The organism is Hydrogenophaga sp. SNF1 (genome assembly GCF_034421675.1).
Classification (GTDB): Bacteria; Pseudomonadota; Gammaproteobacteria; order Burkholderiales; family Burkholderiaceae_C; genus Hydrogenophaga; species Hydrogenophaga borbori.
This window is the reverse complement of record NZ_CP139793.1, coordinates 3,181,581-3,197,034: the sequence shown is the minus strand read 5'-3', so window position 1 is coordinate 3,197,034 and position 15,454 is coordinate 3,181,581. Positions and strand designations below refer to the sequence as shown.

At 65.4% G+C, this 15,454-nt stretch carries 17 protein-coding genes and 1 tRNA gene; 16 read left to right on the top strand and 2 right to left on the bottom strand.

What is annotated here, in order from left to right; translation table 11 throughout:
* Positions 1-23 precede the first annotated feature (23 nt).
* Together SOM08_RS15310 and SOM08_RS15305 are read left to right on the top strand one after the other, a co-directional pair.
* Positions 24-1,214, top strand: coding sequence for a PLP-dependent aminotransferase family protein (locus tag SOM08_RS15310; RefSeq protein ID WP_116960501.1), 1,191 nt, complete (start codon positions 24-26; stop codon positions 1,212-1,214).
* A gap of 1 nt (position 1,215) precedes the next feature.
* The gene (locus tag SOM08_RS15305; protein ID WP_116960425.1) at positions 1,216-2,124 is read left to right on the top strand and encodes an alpha/beta fold hydrolase; all 909 of its coding nucleotides are present in this window, start codon (positions 1,216-1,218) and stop codon (positions 2,122-2,124) included.
* Here the strand turns inward: SOM08_RS15305 and SOM08_RS15300 are convergent.
* Positions 2,097-2,705: a 3'-5' exonuclease gene (locus SOM08_RS15300; RefSeq protein ID WP_116960426.1), complete on the bottom strand. Its 609-nt coding sequence runs from the start codon at positions 2,703-2,705 to the stop codon at positions 2,097-2,099. The genes SOM08_RS15305 and SOM08_RS15300 overlap by 28 nt on opposite strands.
* A 50-nt stretch (positions 2,706-2,755) precedes the next feature.
* Between SOM08_RS15300 and uvrB the strand changes: the two genes are divergently transcribed.
* From uvrB to SOM08_RS15230, 14 genes are all read left to right on the top strand, one after another.
* Complete coding sequence (uvrB, locus tag SOM08_RS15295; protein WP_322469254.1) at positions 2,756-4,852, top strand: excinuclease ABC subunit UvrB; 2,097 nt, start codon at positions 2,756-2,758, stop codon at positions 4,850-4,852.
* 251 nt (positions 4,853-5,103) lie between these two features.
* Positions 5,104-5,640 carry a Fe-S cluster assembly transcriptional regulator IscR gene (gene iscR, locus SOM08_RS15290; protein WP_070397665.1) on the top strand — a complete coding sequence of 179 codons (537 nt, stop codon included), beginning with the start codon at positions 5,104-5,106 and terminating at the stop codon, positions 5,638-5,640.
* Between the two features lie 76 nt (positions 5,641-5,716).
* Entirely contained in the window at positions 5,717-6,934 is a 1,218-nt protein-coding gene (locus tag SOM08_RS15285) for an IscS subfamily cysteine desulfurase (RefSeq protein ID WP_116960428.1), read from the top strand.
* Positions 6,935-6,950: 16 nt separating this feature from the next.
* Entirely contained in the window at positions 6,951-7,337 is a 387-nt protein-coding gene (gene iscU / locus SOM08_RS15280) for a Fe-S cluster assembly scaffold IscU (RefSeq protein WP_070397667.1), read from the top strand.
* A gap of 4 nt (positions 7,338-7,341) precedes the next feature.
* Positions 7,342-7,665: an iron-sulfur cluster assembly protein IscA gene (iscA, locus tag SOM08_RS15275; RefSeq protein WP_070397668.1), complete on the top strand. Its 324-nt coding sequence runs from the start codon at positions 7,342-7,344 to the stop codon at positions 7,663-7,665.
* Between the two features lie 56 nt (positions 7,666-7,721).
* Entirely contained in the window at positions 7,722-8,240 is a 519-nt protein-coding gene (gene hscB / locus SOM08_RS15270; protein ID WP_116960429.1) for a Fe-S protein assembly co-chaperone HscB, read from the top strand.
* A 42-nt stretch (positions 8,241-8,282) separates the two neighbouring features.
* Positions 8,283-10,157 carry a Fe-S protein assembly chaperone HscA gene (gene hscA, locus SOM08_RS15265; protein ID WP_322469253.1) on the top strand — a complete coding sequence of 625 codons (1,875 nt, stop codon included), beginning with the start codon at positions 8,283-8,285 and terminating at the stop codon, positions 10,155-10,157.
* Between the two features lie 13 nt (positions 10,158-10,170).
* Positions 10,171-10,509 (top strand): ISC system 2Fe-2S type ferredoxin, encoded by a 339-nt coding sequence (gene fdx, locus SOM08_RS15260; RefSeq protein WP_070397671.1) that lies wholly within the window; start codon positions 10,171-10,173, stop codon positions 10,507-10,509.
* Positions 10,509-11,216, top strand: a complete 708-nt coding sequence (dnaQ, locus tag SOM08_RS15255) for a DNA polymerase III subunit epsilon (RefSeq protein ID WP_181936554.1) — start codon at positions 10,509-10,511, stop codon at positions 11,214-11,216. The genes fdx and dnaQ overlap by 1 nt, the downstream gene beginning before the upstream one ends.
* Positions 11,217-11,281: 65 nt before the next feature.
* Positions 11,282-11,356: transfer RNA gene (locus SOM08_RS15250), tRNA-Val, on the top strand.
* A 186-nt stretch (positions 11,357-11,542) separates the two neighbouring features.
* Positions 11,543-11,956, top strand: coding sequence for a hypothetical protein (locus SOM08_RS15245; protein ID WP_322469252.1), 414 nt, complete (start codon positions 11,543-11,545; stop codon positions 11,954-11,956).
* 84 nt (positions 11,957-12,040) lie between these two features.
* Positions 12,041-12,802, top strand: coding sequence for a TIGR04255 family protein (locus SOM08_RS15240; protein ID WP_322469251.1), 762 nt, complete (start codon positions 12,041-12,043; stop codon positions 12,800-12,802).
* Complete coding sequence (locus tag SOM08_RS15235) at positions 12,771-13,133, top strand: hypothetical protein (RefSeq protein WP_322469250.1); 363 nt, start codon at positions 12,771-12,773, stop codon at positions 13,131-13,133. The genes SOM08_RS15240 and SOM08_RS15235 overlap by 32 nt, the downstream gene beginning before the upstream one ends.
* A 3-nt stretch (positions 13,134-13,136) precedes the next feature.
* Positions 13,137-13,736 (top strand): hypothetical protein, encoded by a 600-nt coding sequence (locus tag SOM08_RS15230; protein ID WP_322469249.1) that lies wholly within the window; start codon positions 13,137-13,139, stop codon positions 13,734-13,736.
* 481 nt (positions 13,737-14,217) lie between these two features.
* Here SOM08_RS15230 and SOM08_RS15225 read toward each other — a convergent pair whose 3' ends face one another.
* The gene (locus SOM08_RS15225) at positions 14,218-15,351 is read right to left on the bottom strand and encodes a phage major capsid protein (protein ID WP_322469248.1); all 1,134 of its coding nucleotides are present in this window, start codon (positions 15,349-15,351) and stop codon (positions 14,218-14,220) included.
* Between the last annotated feature and the right edge of the window lie 103 nt (positions 15,352-15,454).

Below are 15,454 nucleotides of genomic sequence, written 5' to 3'. Positions count from 1 at the left end.
CCCCCGCCCGCATGAGCCACACCATTCCCTTCGCCGATCGCCTCAACAACGTCGAAACGTCCGCCATCCGCGAGCTGTTCAAGCTGCTGGGCAAGCCCGGCATCATCAGCTTCGCGGGCGGCTTTCCCGACAGCGCCCTGTTCGACGTCGACGGCATCCGCGAGGCCGTGAACGCCGCGCTGAGCGAAGAGCCCGGCGCCACCCTGCAGTACGGCGCCACCGAAGGCCACCCGCCCCTGCGCGAGCAACTGGCCGCCTTCATGGCCAGCAAGGGCGTGCGCGGGCTCGCCGCCAACGACCTGATCGTCACCACCGGCAGCCAGCAGGCGCTGGACCTGCTGGGCAAGACGCTGGTGTCGCCTGGCGACAAGGTGATCGTCGAAGGCCCCACCTTCCTGGCCACCATCCAGTGCTTCCGCCTCTACGGCGCCGATCTGGTCACCGTACCCGTGGACGGGCAGGGCGCCCAGACCGATCGGCTGGAACAGCTCATCGCCGAGCACAAGCCCAAGTTCGTCTACCTCATCCCCACCTTCGGCAACCCCAGCGGCGCCATGATGAGCCTGGAGCGCCGCAAGGCCGTGCTGCGGATGGCGGTCAAGCACGGCACCCTGATCGTGGAAGACGACCCCTACGGCGACCTGTACTTCGGCGACGCGCCGCCGCCCAGCCTGCTGGCCCTGGCCGACGAGGTGCCCGGCGCGCGCGACGTCCTGGTGCACTGCGGCTCGCTGAGCAAGGTGCTCAGCCCCGGCCTGCGCGTGGGCTGGATGGTGGGGCCGGCCGAATTGCTGGCCAAGGCCACCATGTGCAAGCAGTTCAGCGACGCCCACACCAGCACCTTCGCCCAGGCCACGGCGGCCCAGTACCTCAAGGCCGGTCGCATGCCCGCCACGCTGTCGCGCGTGCGTCGTGTCTACGCCGAGCGCGCCGCCACCATGACGACCGCGCTGCGGCGCGAACTGGGCGACGCGATCGACTTCGTCGCACCCCAGGGCGGTTTGTTCGTGTGGGCGTGGCTCACGGGCGCGGGCGGCAAGGTGGCCGACGGCGCGGTCTTCGCGAAGAAGGCCATCGAGCAGGGCGTGGCCTTCGTGCCGGGCGCCCCGTTCTTCGCCAACGACCCGGTGCACGCCACGCTGCGCCTGAGCTTCGCCACCGCGCCGCTGGACAAGATCGAGGAAGGCATTCAACGGTTGGGCAAAGCCTTGTGACATGAACACCACCACCACCGCTGCCCGGGTCGCCGGGTCCGACGACGGTCCCGAGACACAACCGGGCCCCGTGCCCGAACTGGTGATCGACGACGTCGACGTCTTCATCGACGGCGTGGGGCCCCAGACGGTGGTGATGGTGCATGGCTGGCCCGACACGCCCGCGCTGTGGGACGGCACCGTGGCCGCCCTGGTGCCCGAGTGGCGCTGCGTGCGTTTCCATTTGCCGGGCTTCGACCTGGCGCGCGGCCCGCGGCCCATGAGCCAGAGCGACATCGTCGCGCTCATCGCGCGCATCGTGGATGCCGTGAGCCCCGACCAGCGCGTGACCCTGCTGCTGCACGACTGGGGCTGCGCCTTCGGCTACACCTACGCCAAGCGCCACACCGAGCGCGTGGCGCGCATCGTGGCGCTGGACATCGGCGACGTGGGCTCGCGCGACTACTTCGAGTCCCTGGGCTGGCGCGAGAAGCTCATGATCGCGGGCTACCAGCTCTGGCTGGCCGCGGCCTGGTCACTGGGCCCGCGCGCGCCCGGCCTGGCCAACCGCATGACGCGCTGGATGGCGCGCCGGATCGGTTGCCGCAACGACCCGGCCCTGATCGGCTGGGAGATGAACTACCCCTACGCCATGCGCTGGTTCAATGCCTTCGGCGGCCTGCGCGGCGCGGGCCAGGCCGAGCGGCTGATAGACGAACAACTGCCTGGCCTGTTCGTCTATGGCCGGCGCAAGCCCTTCATGTTCCATTCCAGCCGCTGGGTGCGCCACCTCAACCGCACCACCGGCTGCGCGGCCAAGTCGCTGGACACGGGGCACTGGATCATGAAACAGAAGCCGGCCGAGTTCCACGCCGTGCTCAAGGACTGGCTGGCCCACGTGACTCAGCCGGCCTCCACCCCCAGGGCCTGAGCCACGCGGAACGCCGCCCAGGCGTCGTTGGCGGCATAGAGCAGCTGCGCCTCGCTCAGGCTGGCGGCGGCCCAGTTGCTGGTGGCGGCCTTCTTGCTCTTGGCGAAGCGCTGACCGAACAGCACCGCCACCGCGGCGCGCACGCCCATGTCCTTGCGGTAGCCCTGGGCGCGGAAGAGGGAATTGAGTTCGATCACGCCCGCGGGTTCGATGCCCAGCTTGGCGCGCACCCGCAGGTTGTCGTCGCGCAGGCCGAAGCCGGCCTTGGCGTGCGCCGGGTGGGCCAGCAGGGCCGCCACCGCCGCGCGGCAGCCCGGGTCGGCGAGCTGGAACACCCAGGCGCGCTCGGCAACGGCCAGTTGCACCACGTGCGGGCCGTCGGACACCTGGTCCTTGAAAAAGGTGGGCTTGGATTCGGTGTCGAAGCCCCAGACCGGGTGCGCGGCCAGCGCGGCGGCGGCTTCGCGGGCGCCGTCGGCGCTGCGCACCAGCGCGATGCGCGCGAGGTCCAGCGGCGGGAAGGGGGGCAGGGCGTCGATGGCGTCCTTGTCGGGCGTGGGTCGGGTTTCGCGCGCGGTCATGGGGCGCCAGCATAGCCGCCAGGGCCATCGCGTTCCGGCACAATTTCCCGATGACCACCCCCCTGCTGCAGGAAGTGGCGAGCGAGGCCCCCACCCCGGGCGAGTTCGTGCGCTTCCCCAACTCCCCTTTCGAGCTGTTCCTGCCCTACCCGCCGGCGGGGGACCAGCCCGAGGCGATCGACCAGCTCGTTGAAGGCATCAACGACGGCGAGGTCTTCCAGACCCTCCTCGGCGTGACCGGCTCGGGCAAGACCTTCACCATGGCCAACGTGATCGCGCGCGTGGGCCGTCCGGCCATCGTGTTCGCGCCCAACAAGACCCTGGCCGCCCAGCTCTACAGCGAGTTCCGCGAGTTCTTCCCGAAGAACGCGGTCGAGTACTTCGTCAGCTACTACGACTACTACCAGCCCGAAGCCTATGTGCCGCAGCGCGACCTGTTCATCGAGAAGGACAGCGCGATCAACGAGCACATCGAGCAGATGCGCCTGAGCTGCACCAAGAGCATCCTGGAGCGGCGCGACGTGCTCATCGTGGCCACGGTCTCCGCCATCTACGGCATCGGCAAGCCCGAGAGCTACCACCAGATGGTGATGACCCTGCGCGTGGGCGACAAGATCGGGCAACGCGACGCCATCGCCCAGCTGGTCCGCATGCAGTACACGCGCAACGAAACCGACTTCGGCCGCGGCAAGTTCCGCGTGCGCGGCGACACCATCGACGTCTTCCCGGCCGAACACTCCGAGATGGCGATCCGCATCGAGCTGTTCGACGACGAGATCGAAAGCCTGCAGCTGTTCGATCCGCTCACCGGCAAGGTGCGCCAGAAGATCCCGCGCTTCACCGTCTTCCCCAGCAGCCACTACGTGACCCCGCGCGAGCAGGTGCTGCAGGCGGTGGAGACCATCAAGCTTGAGCTCGACCAGCGCCTGAAGGAGCTGGTGGGCATGGGCAAGCTGGTGGAGGCGCAGCGTCTGGAGCAGCGCACCCGTTTCGACCTGGAGATGCTGAGCGAGGTGGGCCACTGCAAGGGCATCGAGAACTACACGCGCCACCTGTCGCAGGCGCGCCCGGGCGATCCGCCGTCCACCCTGACCGACTACCTGCCGCGCGACGCGGTGATGTTTCTGGACGAAAGCCACGTGCTGATCGGCCAGCTCGGCGGCATGTACAACGGCGACCGCGCGCGCAAGACCACGCTGGTGGAGTACGGCTTTCGCCTGCCCAGCGCGCTGGACAACCGGCCGCTGAAGTTCGAGGAGTTCGAGCAGCGCATGCGCCAGGTGGTGTTCGTCTCGGCCACGCCGGCCGACTACGAAAAGACCCACGCCAGCAAGGTGGTCGAGCAGCTGGTGCGGCCCACCGGCCTGGTCGACCCGGAGCTGGAGGTGCGCCCCGCCATGCACCAGGTGGACGACGTGCTGCAGGAGATCCGCCTGCGCGTGCAGCGCCAGGAGCGCGTGCTCATCACCACCCTCACCAAGCGCATGGCCGAGCAGCTCACCGACTACCTGACCGAGAACGGCGTGAAGGTGCGCTACCTGCACAGCGACATCGACACGGTCGAGCGCGTGGAGATCATCCGCGACCTGCGCCTGGGCGCCTTCGACGTGCTGGTGGGCATCAACCTGCTGCGCGAGGGCCTGGACATTCCGGAGGTCTCGCTGGTCGCCATCCTGGATGCGGACAAGGAGGGCTTCCTGCGCTCCGAGCGCAGCCTGATCCAGACCATCGGCCGCGCCGCGCGCAACCTCAACGGCAAGGCCATCCTCTACGCCGACCAGATCACCGATTCAATGAAGGCGGCCATCGGCGAAACCGAGCGCCGCCGCGCCAAGCAGATCGCGCACAACGCGGCGCACGGCATCGAGCCGCGCAGCGTGAACAAGCGCATCAAGGACCTGATCGACGGCGTGTACAGCGAGAAGGCGGGCAAGGAGGCCGACCGCCTGGCCGCCGAAAGCGCCGCCCGCGCCGAGCTCGAAGAAATGAGCGAGAAGGACGTGGCTCGGGAAATCAAGCGGCTGGAAAAGCTCATGCTGGAGCACGCCCGCAACCTGGAGTTCGAGAAGGCCGCCCAGGTGCGCGACCAGCTCGCCCAACTCAAGGCCCGGGTGTTCGGCTCCACCGGGCACGACAGCGCGGCCTGAACGTTTGGGTGGCGGCCCGACTCCCAGAATCCGGGGTCGCGCCCGGGCGCTTGTCCACTGGCATAAACCCCATATCGGTACAATGCCGAGCAAATCGCTCAGCTTTTGGGCTATAATTCGACAAAATTAGTCGGGAAACCCCGCGACAGCAACAGACCCTCAAGGGTCGGGGCGGGTGGAGGAGGGGTTCGCCACGGCGGATGCCCGGCGGGCCTTGCCACGAAGGTCAAGCAACACAGAAGGAGCTTGCAATGCGCCTCACGACGAAGGGCCGCTTCGCGGTCACAGCCATGATCGATCTGGCCCTGCGCCAGAACAACGGTCCGGTCACGCTGGCCGCTATCAGCCAGCGCCAGCAGATTTCCTTGTCCTATCTCGAGCAGCTGTTCGGCAAGCTGCGCCGGCACCAGCTGGTGGAGTCCACCCGCGGGCCGGGCGGTGGTTACACCCTGGGCCGCAAGGCGGGCGAAATCACCGTGGCCGACATCATCGTGTCGGTGGACGAGCCGATCGATGCCACCCAGTGCGGTGGCAAGGAAAACTGCCTGGGCGAAGGCCAGCGCTGCATGACGCACGAGCTCTGGGCCCAGCTCAATGCCCGCATGGTTGATTTCCTGGATTCGGTGACGCTGCAGTCGCTGGTGGACGAGCAGCTCGCCAAGGGCGTGGTGGTGGAGAACGCACCCATGATCAAGCGCGCCATTTCCAGCACGCCGGTGGTCAAGCCCATCCGCGTGAACGCGCCGAATTCCGTGTTCGCCCTTGGAGGCGCCGCGCTCTCGAAGTGAACCCGGCGCGCGGGGCTGGCGGCGTGTCGGCCGCCGGCCCCGCCAGCCCTTGTCCAACGCCAGACAGAACAAGCCCATGAGCACCCCCCACTTCCCCATCTACATGGACTACAGCGCCACCAGCCCGGTCGATCCGCGCGTGGTGGACGCCATGATTCCCTGGTTGCGCGAGCACTTCGGCAACCCCGCGTCGCGCAGCCACGCCTGGGGCTGGGAGGCGGAGAAGGCGGTGGAGACCGCACGCGAGCAGGTGGCCGCGCTGATCGGCGCCGACCCGCGCGAGATTGTCTGGACCAGCGGCGCGACGGAATCGAACAACCTCGCGCTCAAGGGCGCGGCGAACTTCTACAAGGGCAAGGGCAAGCACCTCATCACGGTGAAGACCGAGCACAAGGCCGTGCTGGACACCATGCGCGAGCTGGAGCGCCAGGGCTTCGAGGTCACCTACCTCGACGTGCAGGCCGACGGCCTGGTCGACCTGGAGGCTTTCAAGGCGGCGATCCGCCCCGACACCATCCTGGCCTCGGTCATGTTCGTGAACAACGAGATCGGTGTCATCCAGGACATCGCCGCCCTGGGCGCCATCTGCCGCGAGAAGGGCGTGATCTTCCATGTCGATGGCGCGCAGGCCACGGGCCGCGTCGATATCGACCTGCAGAGCCTGCCGGTGGACCTGATGAGCCTGACCGCGCACAAAACCTACGGCCCCAAGGGCATCGGCGCGCTGTACGTTCGCCGCAAGCCGCGCGTGCGCATCGAGGCGCAGATGCACGGTGGCGGCCACGAGCGCGGCATGCGCTCGGGGACGCTGGCCACGCACCAGATCGTGGGCATGGGCGAGGCCTACCGCATCGCCAAGGCCGAGATGCACGAGGAGAACCGGCGCATCCAGGCCCTGCACGACCGCCTGGTCAATGGCCTGAAGGACATCGAGGAGGTGTTCATCAACGGCAACGAGGCGCGCCGCATCCCGCACAACCTCAACATGAGCTTCAACTACGTCGAGGGCGAGTCGCTGATCATGGGCATCAAGGGCCTCGCGGTGTCTTCGGGCTCGGCCTGCACCTCGGCCAGCCTGGAGCCCAGCTACGTGCTGCGCGCCCTGGGGCGCAGCGACGAACTCGCGCACAGCAGCCTGCGCATGACCATCGGCCGCTGGACGACCGAAGAAGAGATCGACTACGCGATCGCGACGATCAAGGAGAACGTCGCCAAGCTGCGTGAACTGTCACCCTTGTGGGAAATGTTCAAGGATGGCGTCGACCTGTCGACCATCCAGTGGGCGGCCCACTGATCCGAAGGAGAACAACATGGCCTATTCCGAAAAAGTCGTTGACCACTACGAAAACCCCCGCAACGTCGGCTCCTTCGACAAGGGCGACGAGACGGTGGGCACCGGCATGGTGGGCGCGCCGGCCTGCGGCGACGTGATGAAGCTGCAGATCAAGGTGAACCCGGCCACCGGCGTGATCGAGGACGCGCGCTTCAAGACCTACGGTTGCGGCTCGGCCATCGCCTCGAGCTCGCTGGTGACCGAGTGGGTCAAGGGCAAGACGCTGGACGAAGCCGCCGCGCTCAAGAACAGCCAGATCGCCGAGGAGCTCGCGCTGCCGCCGGTGAAGATCCACTGCTCCATCCTGGCCGAGGACGCCATCAAGGCGGCCGTGGACGACTACCGCAAGAAGCACGCGAACTGATCCCATGGCCGTCACGATTTCCGAAGCCGCGGCGCGCCACGTCACGCGCTACATCGCCAAGCGCGGCAAGGGCGTGGGCGTGCGCCTGGGCGTCAAGACCACCGGCTGCTCGGGCCTGGCCTACAAGCTGGAGTACGCCGACGAGATCGCACCCGAGGACGTGGTGTTCGAGGACAACGGCGTGAAGGTGCTGGTCGACCCGAAAAGCATGCCGTACATCGACGGCACGCAACTCGACTTCGTGCGCGAGGGCCTCAACGAGGGCTTCAAGTTCAACAACCCCAATGAACGGGACCGCTGCGGCTGCGGCGAGAGCTTCAGAATCTGAGCGATGAGGTCTCGAATCGACCGCCCGGCGCAGGCCTCGGCGGTCTTTCTTTTTCCATGAACCTGCAATCCAGCGATTTCGAACTCTTCGGCCTGCCCGAGTCCTTCGCCATCGACCGCGCCGCGCTCGACGCGCGCTGGAAGGACCTGCAGCGCCATGCCCACCCCGACCGCAACGCACACGCCGACCCGGCCACGCAGCGCCAGGCCATGCAGTGGTCGGTGCGCATCAACGAAGCCTATCAGCGCCTGAAGGACCCGCTGCGCCGCGCGGCCTACCTGTGCGAGCGGCGCGGCGCCCCGATCGAGGCCGAGAACAACACCGCCATGCCGGCCGACTTCCTCATGCAGCAGATGCAGTGGCGCGAGTCGCTCGACGAGACCGAGGGTGTGGCCGCGCTGGAGGCCCTGGCCGACGAGGTGGCCGAGGCGAGGCGCGCGCGCATCGAGGCCCTGCGCGCCGCGCTGGACGAACGGGGCGATGCGCCGGAGGCCGCGCGTCAAGTCAGAGCCCTCATGTTCATTGAGCGCTTTGCCAGCGACGTGGAGGATCGGCTCGATCAGCGGGGACAATAGGCGGCTCCCGTTCCCGCGATACCGACAAGACAGACAACCCCGATGGCGCTCCTGCAGATTTCCGAACCCGGCCAGTCCCTTGACCCGCACCAGCGCCGGGTGGCGGTCGGCATCGACCTCGGCACCACGCATTCCCTGGTGGCCGCGGTGCGCCACGGCGTGGCGGAATGCCTGCCCGACGAGCAAGGCCGCGTGATTTTGCCCAGCGTGGTGCGCTACCTCCCGGCCTCGGCCGGTGGTTCGGGCCGCCAGATCGGGCACGACGCGCTGGCCGCGCAGGTGGACGACCCGGCCAACACCATCAGCTCGGTCAAGCGCCTCATGGGCCGCCGCCGCGACCAGGTGGTCGACGTGGACCGCCTGGCCTATGCGGTGGTCGACCAGGACGGCATGGCCCAGATCGACACCGTGGCCGGCCGCAAGACCCCCATGGAGGTGAGCGCCGAGATCCTGGCCACGCTGCGCTACCGCGCCGAGGACAGCTTCGCCGACGACCTGTTCGGCGCCGTCATCACCGTGCCCGCGTACTTCGACGATGCGCAGCGCCAGGCCACCAAGGACGCCGCGAAGCTGGCCGGCATCGAGGTGCTGCGCCTCATCAACGAGCCCACGGCCGCGGCCATCGCCTACGGCCTGGACAACGGCGCCGAGGGCGTCTACGCCGTCTACGACCTGGGCGGGGGCACCTTCGACATTTCCATCCTGCGTCTCACGCGCGGCGTGTTCGAGGTGCTGGCCACGGGCGGCGACTCCGCGCTCGGGGGCGACGACTACGACCAGGCGCTCGCGGCCTGGGTGCTGCAGCGCCACGGCATCGCGATCGAATCGCTGGACGCCTCCGCGCGCGCGGCGCTGCACAAGGAGGCGCGGCGCGTGAAGGAGGCCCTGTCGGCCGACGCGCAGGTGCCGTTCCGTGCCACGCTGGCGGGCCGCGTGGTGGAGCAAACGGTGACCGCCGCCGATTTCGAGGCCTGCACCGAGCCGCTCACCGCCCGCACCATGGCCGCCGTGCGCAAGGCCCTGCGCGATGCGCGCACGTCCAAGGACGAGGTGCAGGGCGTGGTGATGGTGGGCGGCTCCACGCGCATGCCGGTCATCCGCCGCACGGTGGGCGGCTTCTTCGGCACCGAACCCCTGGTGAACCTCAACCCCGACGAGGTCGTCGCGCTGGGCGCGGCGATCCAGGCCAATGCCCTGGCCGGCAACAGCAAGGACGGCGACCTGCTGCTGCTCGACGTGATCCCGCTGTCGCTGGGCATCGAGACCATGGGGGGCCTGGTCGAGCGCATCGTGCCGCGCAACAGCAGCATTCCCACCGCGCGCGGGCAGGACTTCACCACCTACCAGGACGGCCAGACCGCGCTGGCCCTGCACGTGGTGCAGGGTGAGCGCGACCTGGTCGCCGACTGCCGCAGCCTCGCGCGCTTCACGCTGCGCGGCATTCCGCCCATGGCGGCGGGCGCGGCGCGCATCCGCGTCACCTTCACGGTCGATGCCGACGGCCTGCTCGCCGTGGCCGCGAAAGAGCTGACCTCGGGTGTCGAGGCCAGCATCGACGTCAAGCCGTCGTACGGGCTGAGCGACGAGCAGATCGCCCGCATGCTGCAGGACAGCTTCGCCACCGCCCAGCAGGACATGCAGGCCCGCGCCCTGGTCGAGGCCCGCGTGGACGCCGAGCGCCTGCTGCTGGCCACCCACTCCGCGCTCGCGGCCGATGGCGATCTGCTGCGGGCCGATGAGCGCGATGCGATCGACGCCCTCATGGCCACGCTGCGAACCACCGCCGGGGGCGAGGACGCCGCCGCCATCGAGGCCGCGATCGAGGCGCTGGCCAAAGGCACCGAGTCCTTCGCCGCCGAGCGCATGAACCGCGGCATCCAGCAGGCCCTGTCCGGCAAGAAGATCGAAGAAGTCTGAGTCGAAGAACCCCATGCCCACGATCAAGATCCTCCCGCACACCGAGTACGCGCCCGAGGGCAAGACCATCAGCGCGCCGGCCGGTACCTCCATCTGCGAGGCCCTGCTCGAGAACGGCGTGAACATTGAGCACGCCTGCGACATGAGCTGCGCCTGCACCACTTGCCACGTCATCGTGCGAGAGGGCTACAACAGCCTGAACGAGGCCCAGGAGGACGAGGAAGACCTGCTCGACCGCGCCTGGGGCCTGGAGCCACAGTCGCGCCTGTCGTGCCAGGCCATCCTGGCCCAGCAGGACGTGACCATCGAAATTCCCAAGTACACGATCAATCACGCCAAAGAGAACCACTGATGCGCCAGATCATTCTCGACACCGAGACCACCGGCCTGTCGGCCGAGAACGGCGACCGCATCATCGAGATCGGCTGCGTGGAACTGCTCAACCGCAAGTTCACCGGCAACAACCTGCACCACTACGTCAACCCCGAGCGCGACAGCCACGAGGACGCGCTCAAGGTGCACGGCATCCAGAACGAATTCCTGCGCACCAAGCCCAAGTTCGCGGCCATCGCCGAGGAGCTGCTCGAGTACCTGCGCGGCGCCGAGGTGATCATCCACAACGCGCCCTTCGACATTGGCTTCCTGAACATGGAGTTCAGGCGCCTGGGCCTGCCGCGCGTGACCGAGGTGGTGAGCGGTGTGCTCGACACCCTGGTGATGGCCAAGGAGATGTTCCCGGGCAAGCGCAACGGCCTGGACGCCCTGTGCGACCGCCTGGGCGTGGACAACTCGGGCCGCACGCTGCACGGAGCCCTGCTGGACGCCGAGCTGCTGGCCGACGTCTACATCAACATGACGCGTGGCCAGGACGCCTTGCTCATCGAGGTGGCCGACGCGCCAGGCGAGGGCGGGGTGGTGGAGGCGGTGGACCTGAGCCGCCTGGACCTGCCCGTGCTGCGCGCCAACGAGCAGGAAGCCCAGGCCCACGACAGCGTGCTGGCCGAACTCGACAAATCCAGCAAGGGCAAGACCCTGTGGCGCCGGCTGGAAGCGGCCTGAAAGAGCGGCCCGAAAATCTGGCTATAATGCGAGGCTTCCGACAGCGCTGCCAAGCGGCGCTGATCGGGCGGTTAGCTCAGTGGTAGAGCACTGCCTTCACACGGCAGGGGTCGCAGGTTCGAACCCTGCACCGCCCACCAAGGTTTACAAGGACTTAGCGGACGGCGCACCAAGTGCGCAGCAAGCCCTAAGTGCAAAGCAAGTGCAAAAGTTGAACGGCCCCTAGTGGGCCGTTTCGTTTTTCCGGCTCTGAAGAAACCTCTTTCGCAGTCGTCGAGGTCCTTTCAAAAATTCGTGGACCTCAACCACTCTCGAAGGAGTTCTTCATGTCCACCACCAAGCACCTCGACACCGCCATCGCCATCCTCGGCGGGGGCAAGACCCGCAAATCCCGCAAGAACGAAATCGTACTCACCGACCTTGGGGACCAGGGTGTGGCCGTGCAGGTCAACGGGCGACAGGTACACGTTGCGGCCGACATGGAGTCAGCCAGGGCAGACGCTGCGCGCCGTGAGGCTGTGATGATGAAGAAGCGGTCCGCAAAGCAGGTGCAGCAGGACACCAAGATCAAGCTGTACGACAGCGAAGAAGCTGTCATGGACGCCGCTGTGAACAGCCAGCGTGCCCGTCCCGTGGTTGCGCAGACGCCGGACGGGCGCTACGCGCTGTGCTGCCGCTCAACTGCACGCCGCATGGGCTGGACCCTGCTGTGCCGCCTCTGGGGTGTGGGGCACGGTTGAATCCGCGTTGCATGCGGTGCTAGGGGGTAACCTTAGCATCTGGCCGGTACACTGCCCGCCATAATTGAGATAGCGAACCATCAGATGACACAGACTCAACTCCCTACCCGCCTCAAGAAGGAACCGCTAATCGATGCGGTTTTCGAGATGCGCGTTGAGGCTGCTGCTCCGCTGGCTAGCCTTCTCCCTGGCCTTTTTCGCGCGTCGTTGATCGAAGGCGAGAAGCTCGTTCCTTCTAGAACCCAACTGGCCTCTCTACCTGACGAAATCCGAAACGCGGACCCTCAGCTCCGCTATGGAGCCCTCGTCACGATGGAGTGGGGGCTCTTCCGCATCCTTGTCGGCGACCATATGGTTGCGGTGGGCTGCAAGCTCCCCTATCCTGGTTGGGCAAAATTTCGCGAGGCTATTAGTCACGTAGTGAAGGTTCTGGTCGACTCGAAGCTTGTCAAGGTCGTCGATCGGTATTCGGTGAAGTATGTCGACCTTATCGAAAGTGACTCTCTTAATGCGCAAATTGGATCTCTCAACTGGTCCATAAACATAGGCGGCAGACAGCTTTCATCTGAAGTTGCAATGTTGCGAAGTGAGTTCAAGATTGATGATTTTCAGACAATCATCACTGTACAGACAGGTGCAGTAGTGAGTTCCCCAATTAAACAGGGGGTTCGCGGCTTGATCCTTGATGTCGACTCGATATTTAATTCGCACCGTCTTGCGGCTGACGAATTTCTTTCGCAGTTGGGGCAGCGTATAGATGCAATTCACTCGTCCAATAAAAGAACATTCTTTGAGTGTCTGACAGGGGCGACCGTTGAATCTCTGGAGCCGGAATATGGAGGCTAGGTGGGTATCAACTGGTGCCCAGCAATCGCTATCTGCGATTGCTTTGGGCCTTATGGCATCAATGCAGTTTCAGCCGGCGATTGTTGAAGAGTCACCTCGAGATAAAAATCTTCTTCAATATGCTGCTGGCAACTTCACCGTGATTCAAAGTGGTGAAGGTAGTACTGCCTCTAACTTGCCTTCGTTGGTTGTCGTTGAACCCGGAGCGTACTTCGATTTCCCTGGGGCATTGTCGGCTGTCTTCGACAAGTTCCTTTCAGGACAGCGGCCGCTTGAAGGAGATGCCGCCAAAATATTGGCGGATAATCTTTGGGACCTCTACGCCACTTGAGGTATGTCGATAGATCTCGACAATCTCCGAATTGTTGTTCCCCAGTATCTTTCGCTTGAGCGCCAGAAGGGGCTCGTCGCTGAACTAGAACAACTTTCAGGGGCCACCAACTTCTTCTCAACAACACCGCCGTACCCACTTCTGCAGGGCGATGTGTGGTGTGAGTTGCCGGTGTATGACCCTGCAACTGCTAAGTCCAAGAGGATCAAAGGATTGGTTTTATCTAATTCCTGCGATATATCTGCGGACAATACACGATTTCTTCCCGTCAAGGTTTCGTTTTCTCCACTGGTATCTGTTGCCAAGTATCAGGAAGTACTCAAACAAGCTGGTTGGGATGCGGGTCGAATCGAGAATCATCTCAGTGATTTGCGTAGGCAGGCCATTACGTCCCTCATGTATATCCCTGCGTCTCCATATTTGGGAGAAGAGTACATAGCCCTTTTGTCTGATATTCACTCAGTGTCTCTGGCAGAATTTGATTCGGGACAGCAGGCGAAAAGACTAAGCTCATTTAACAACGTGGGCTTTTATGTGCTCTTGTTTAAACTAGCTGTGCATTTCTGCAGGATGCATGAGGGAGTCGACAGAGACGCCCATTAGCCATGCAATTCGTCCGTACGCATCAAGGCCCCGGATGAGTTGCCCAGCACCTGGGGGGAGGGTGCTGAGGTTCACGCGGGGCCTCTTTGCCCACCGTTGCGGCCACCCGGCGTAGTCCCGGGGCAGTGGCAGTAGCTGACGCTAGCGCTGGCCTACACCGTTACGCTGGGGAGCCCGCACGGTGCAACACGGGACCTGAAGCCATCCTCATAGCCCTCCCCAGCGTTGTTTCCGATACCATGAGTCACCACCGTTGATCCTTGGGAGGCTTGGTATGGGTGAGTGGTCCGAGTACTTTGAAGATTTCCCCGGAGAAAATCCCGCGAACTTCGTCGGGGGGCGTTTCGATCCAGCAGGTGCAGCGCGTCAACGTGCTGCTGAGCAAATGACGAAGCAGGAGTCCGCTGCCTTGCGGGCGGACATTGAGCGTATTGCCAAAGAGCATCGCCGACGCGCTGAGACCAAGCAGAGCTAGGGCTGGTCAGAACGACCCGCTGCGGAACGCCTTGGGCCGGTAAATCGTCAGGGCCAGCCGCTCTTCGCAGAGGATGGTGGCCATGTTCTTGACGAAGTTGTTGCCGTCTTCGAACGAGATTTGCACCGTGGCCTGCTGACGGTCCCACAGCTGCGCGCCCATCTCCCAGTCACCGACGAGGAACGTGCCCTCCACGATGGCCGTGCTGGCGATCACCGGCACGCCCCACATGTTGGGTTGGGTCTGCGCGCCGGGCGAACCCAAGAGGTACTGGCCCTCTTGGTCTTTCTCCAGTTGCACATCGGCCCAGTCGTTGGGGTGGAGCAGGATGCCGGTGGCGCGCATCTCGTCGGTGGCCAGCGCGGCAATCGCGCGCAGGATGCGGTCGAGCCGGTTGTCACCACTGACTGCGCTCGGCGCAGCGGTGAAGTTGCCCGTGTTCAGGATGCCCGAGAGGTTGGCACCAGCACCGTCGCCCGACAGGATTTGCAGGTCCTCTTTCACCTTGAGCCCTTGCATCAACCGCATGTTGATGTAGGACTGCATCTGCTGGCTGTCGGCCAGCACCTGCTTGGACACCGGAATCCAGTGGGCCAGGGTGCGCACGGGCGCTTCCGCCAGCGTGAACGTGATGCCCGATTCCGGCTTGGTGACGTTCTCCGTGTTGGGAGACGAGTACTGCGGACCCGCGTTGTTCGTGAACACGTTCTCCCGCGTGAACTCCACCAGGTTGTTGCCGGTGGTGCCCACGGGCAGGAGATCGCGCACACGTTGCGCGCGCAGCGGGTTGTTGACGATGCCCGGGATGCGCATGGCGGGGGACAGGTCTTGCCCCTGCGACACAATCGCGGCCTTCTGCGCCGACAGCATGCCTTCCGGCAGTTGGATGCTGCACGACTTGCCGTTGCCGCTGAGCAGGGCCTTGAAGTTGTCGCTCTTGACGATGTAGCTGGCGAGGTCCGTACCGCGCCCCGTACCGCCCGCGATGGTCTTGTACTCGCCGCTGCCCTGCAGGGCTTTCAACTCCAGGTCACGGACCCGGTCGCTGAGCACCGCGGATTTTTCGTTGAGGCTACGCACGCCTTCTTCCACGGCGGACATGAGGGGGCGCAGCAGTTCTTCACGTTCTTTGGGGGTCATGTTCGTTCCTTACGAGTTGGGTTGTTCGCACAATCTCGATGGACGACAAGGCTCCCCCTTGCACCCCGACCGCAGACGGCTGGAGGGCTCACCCTGGGGCTGC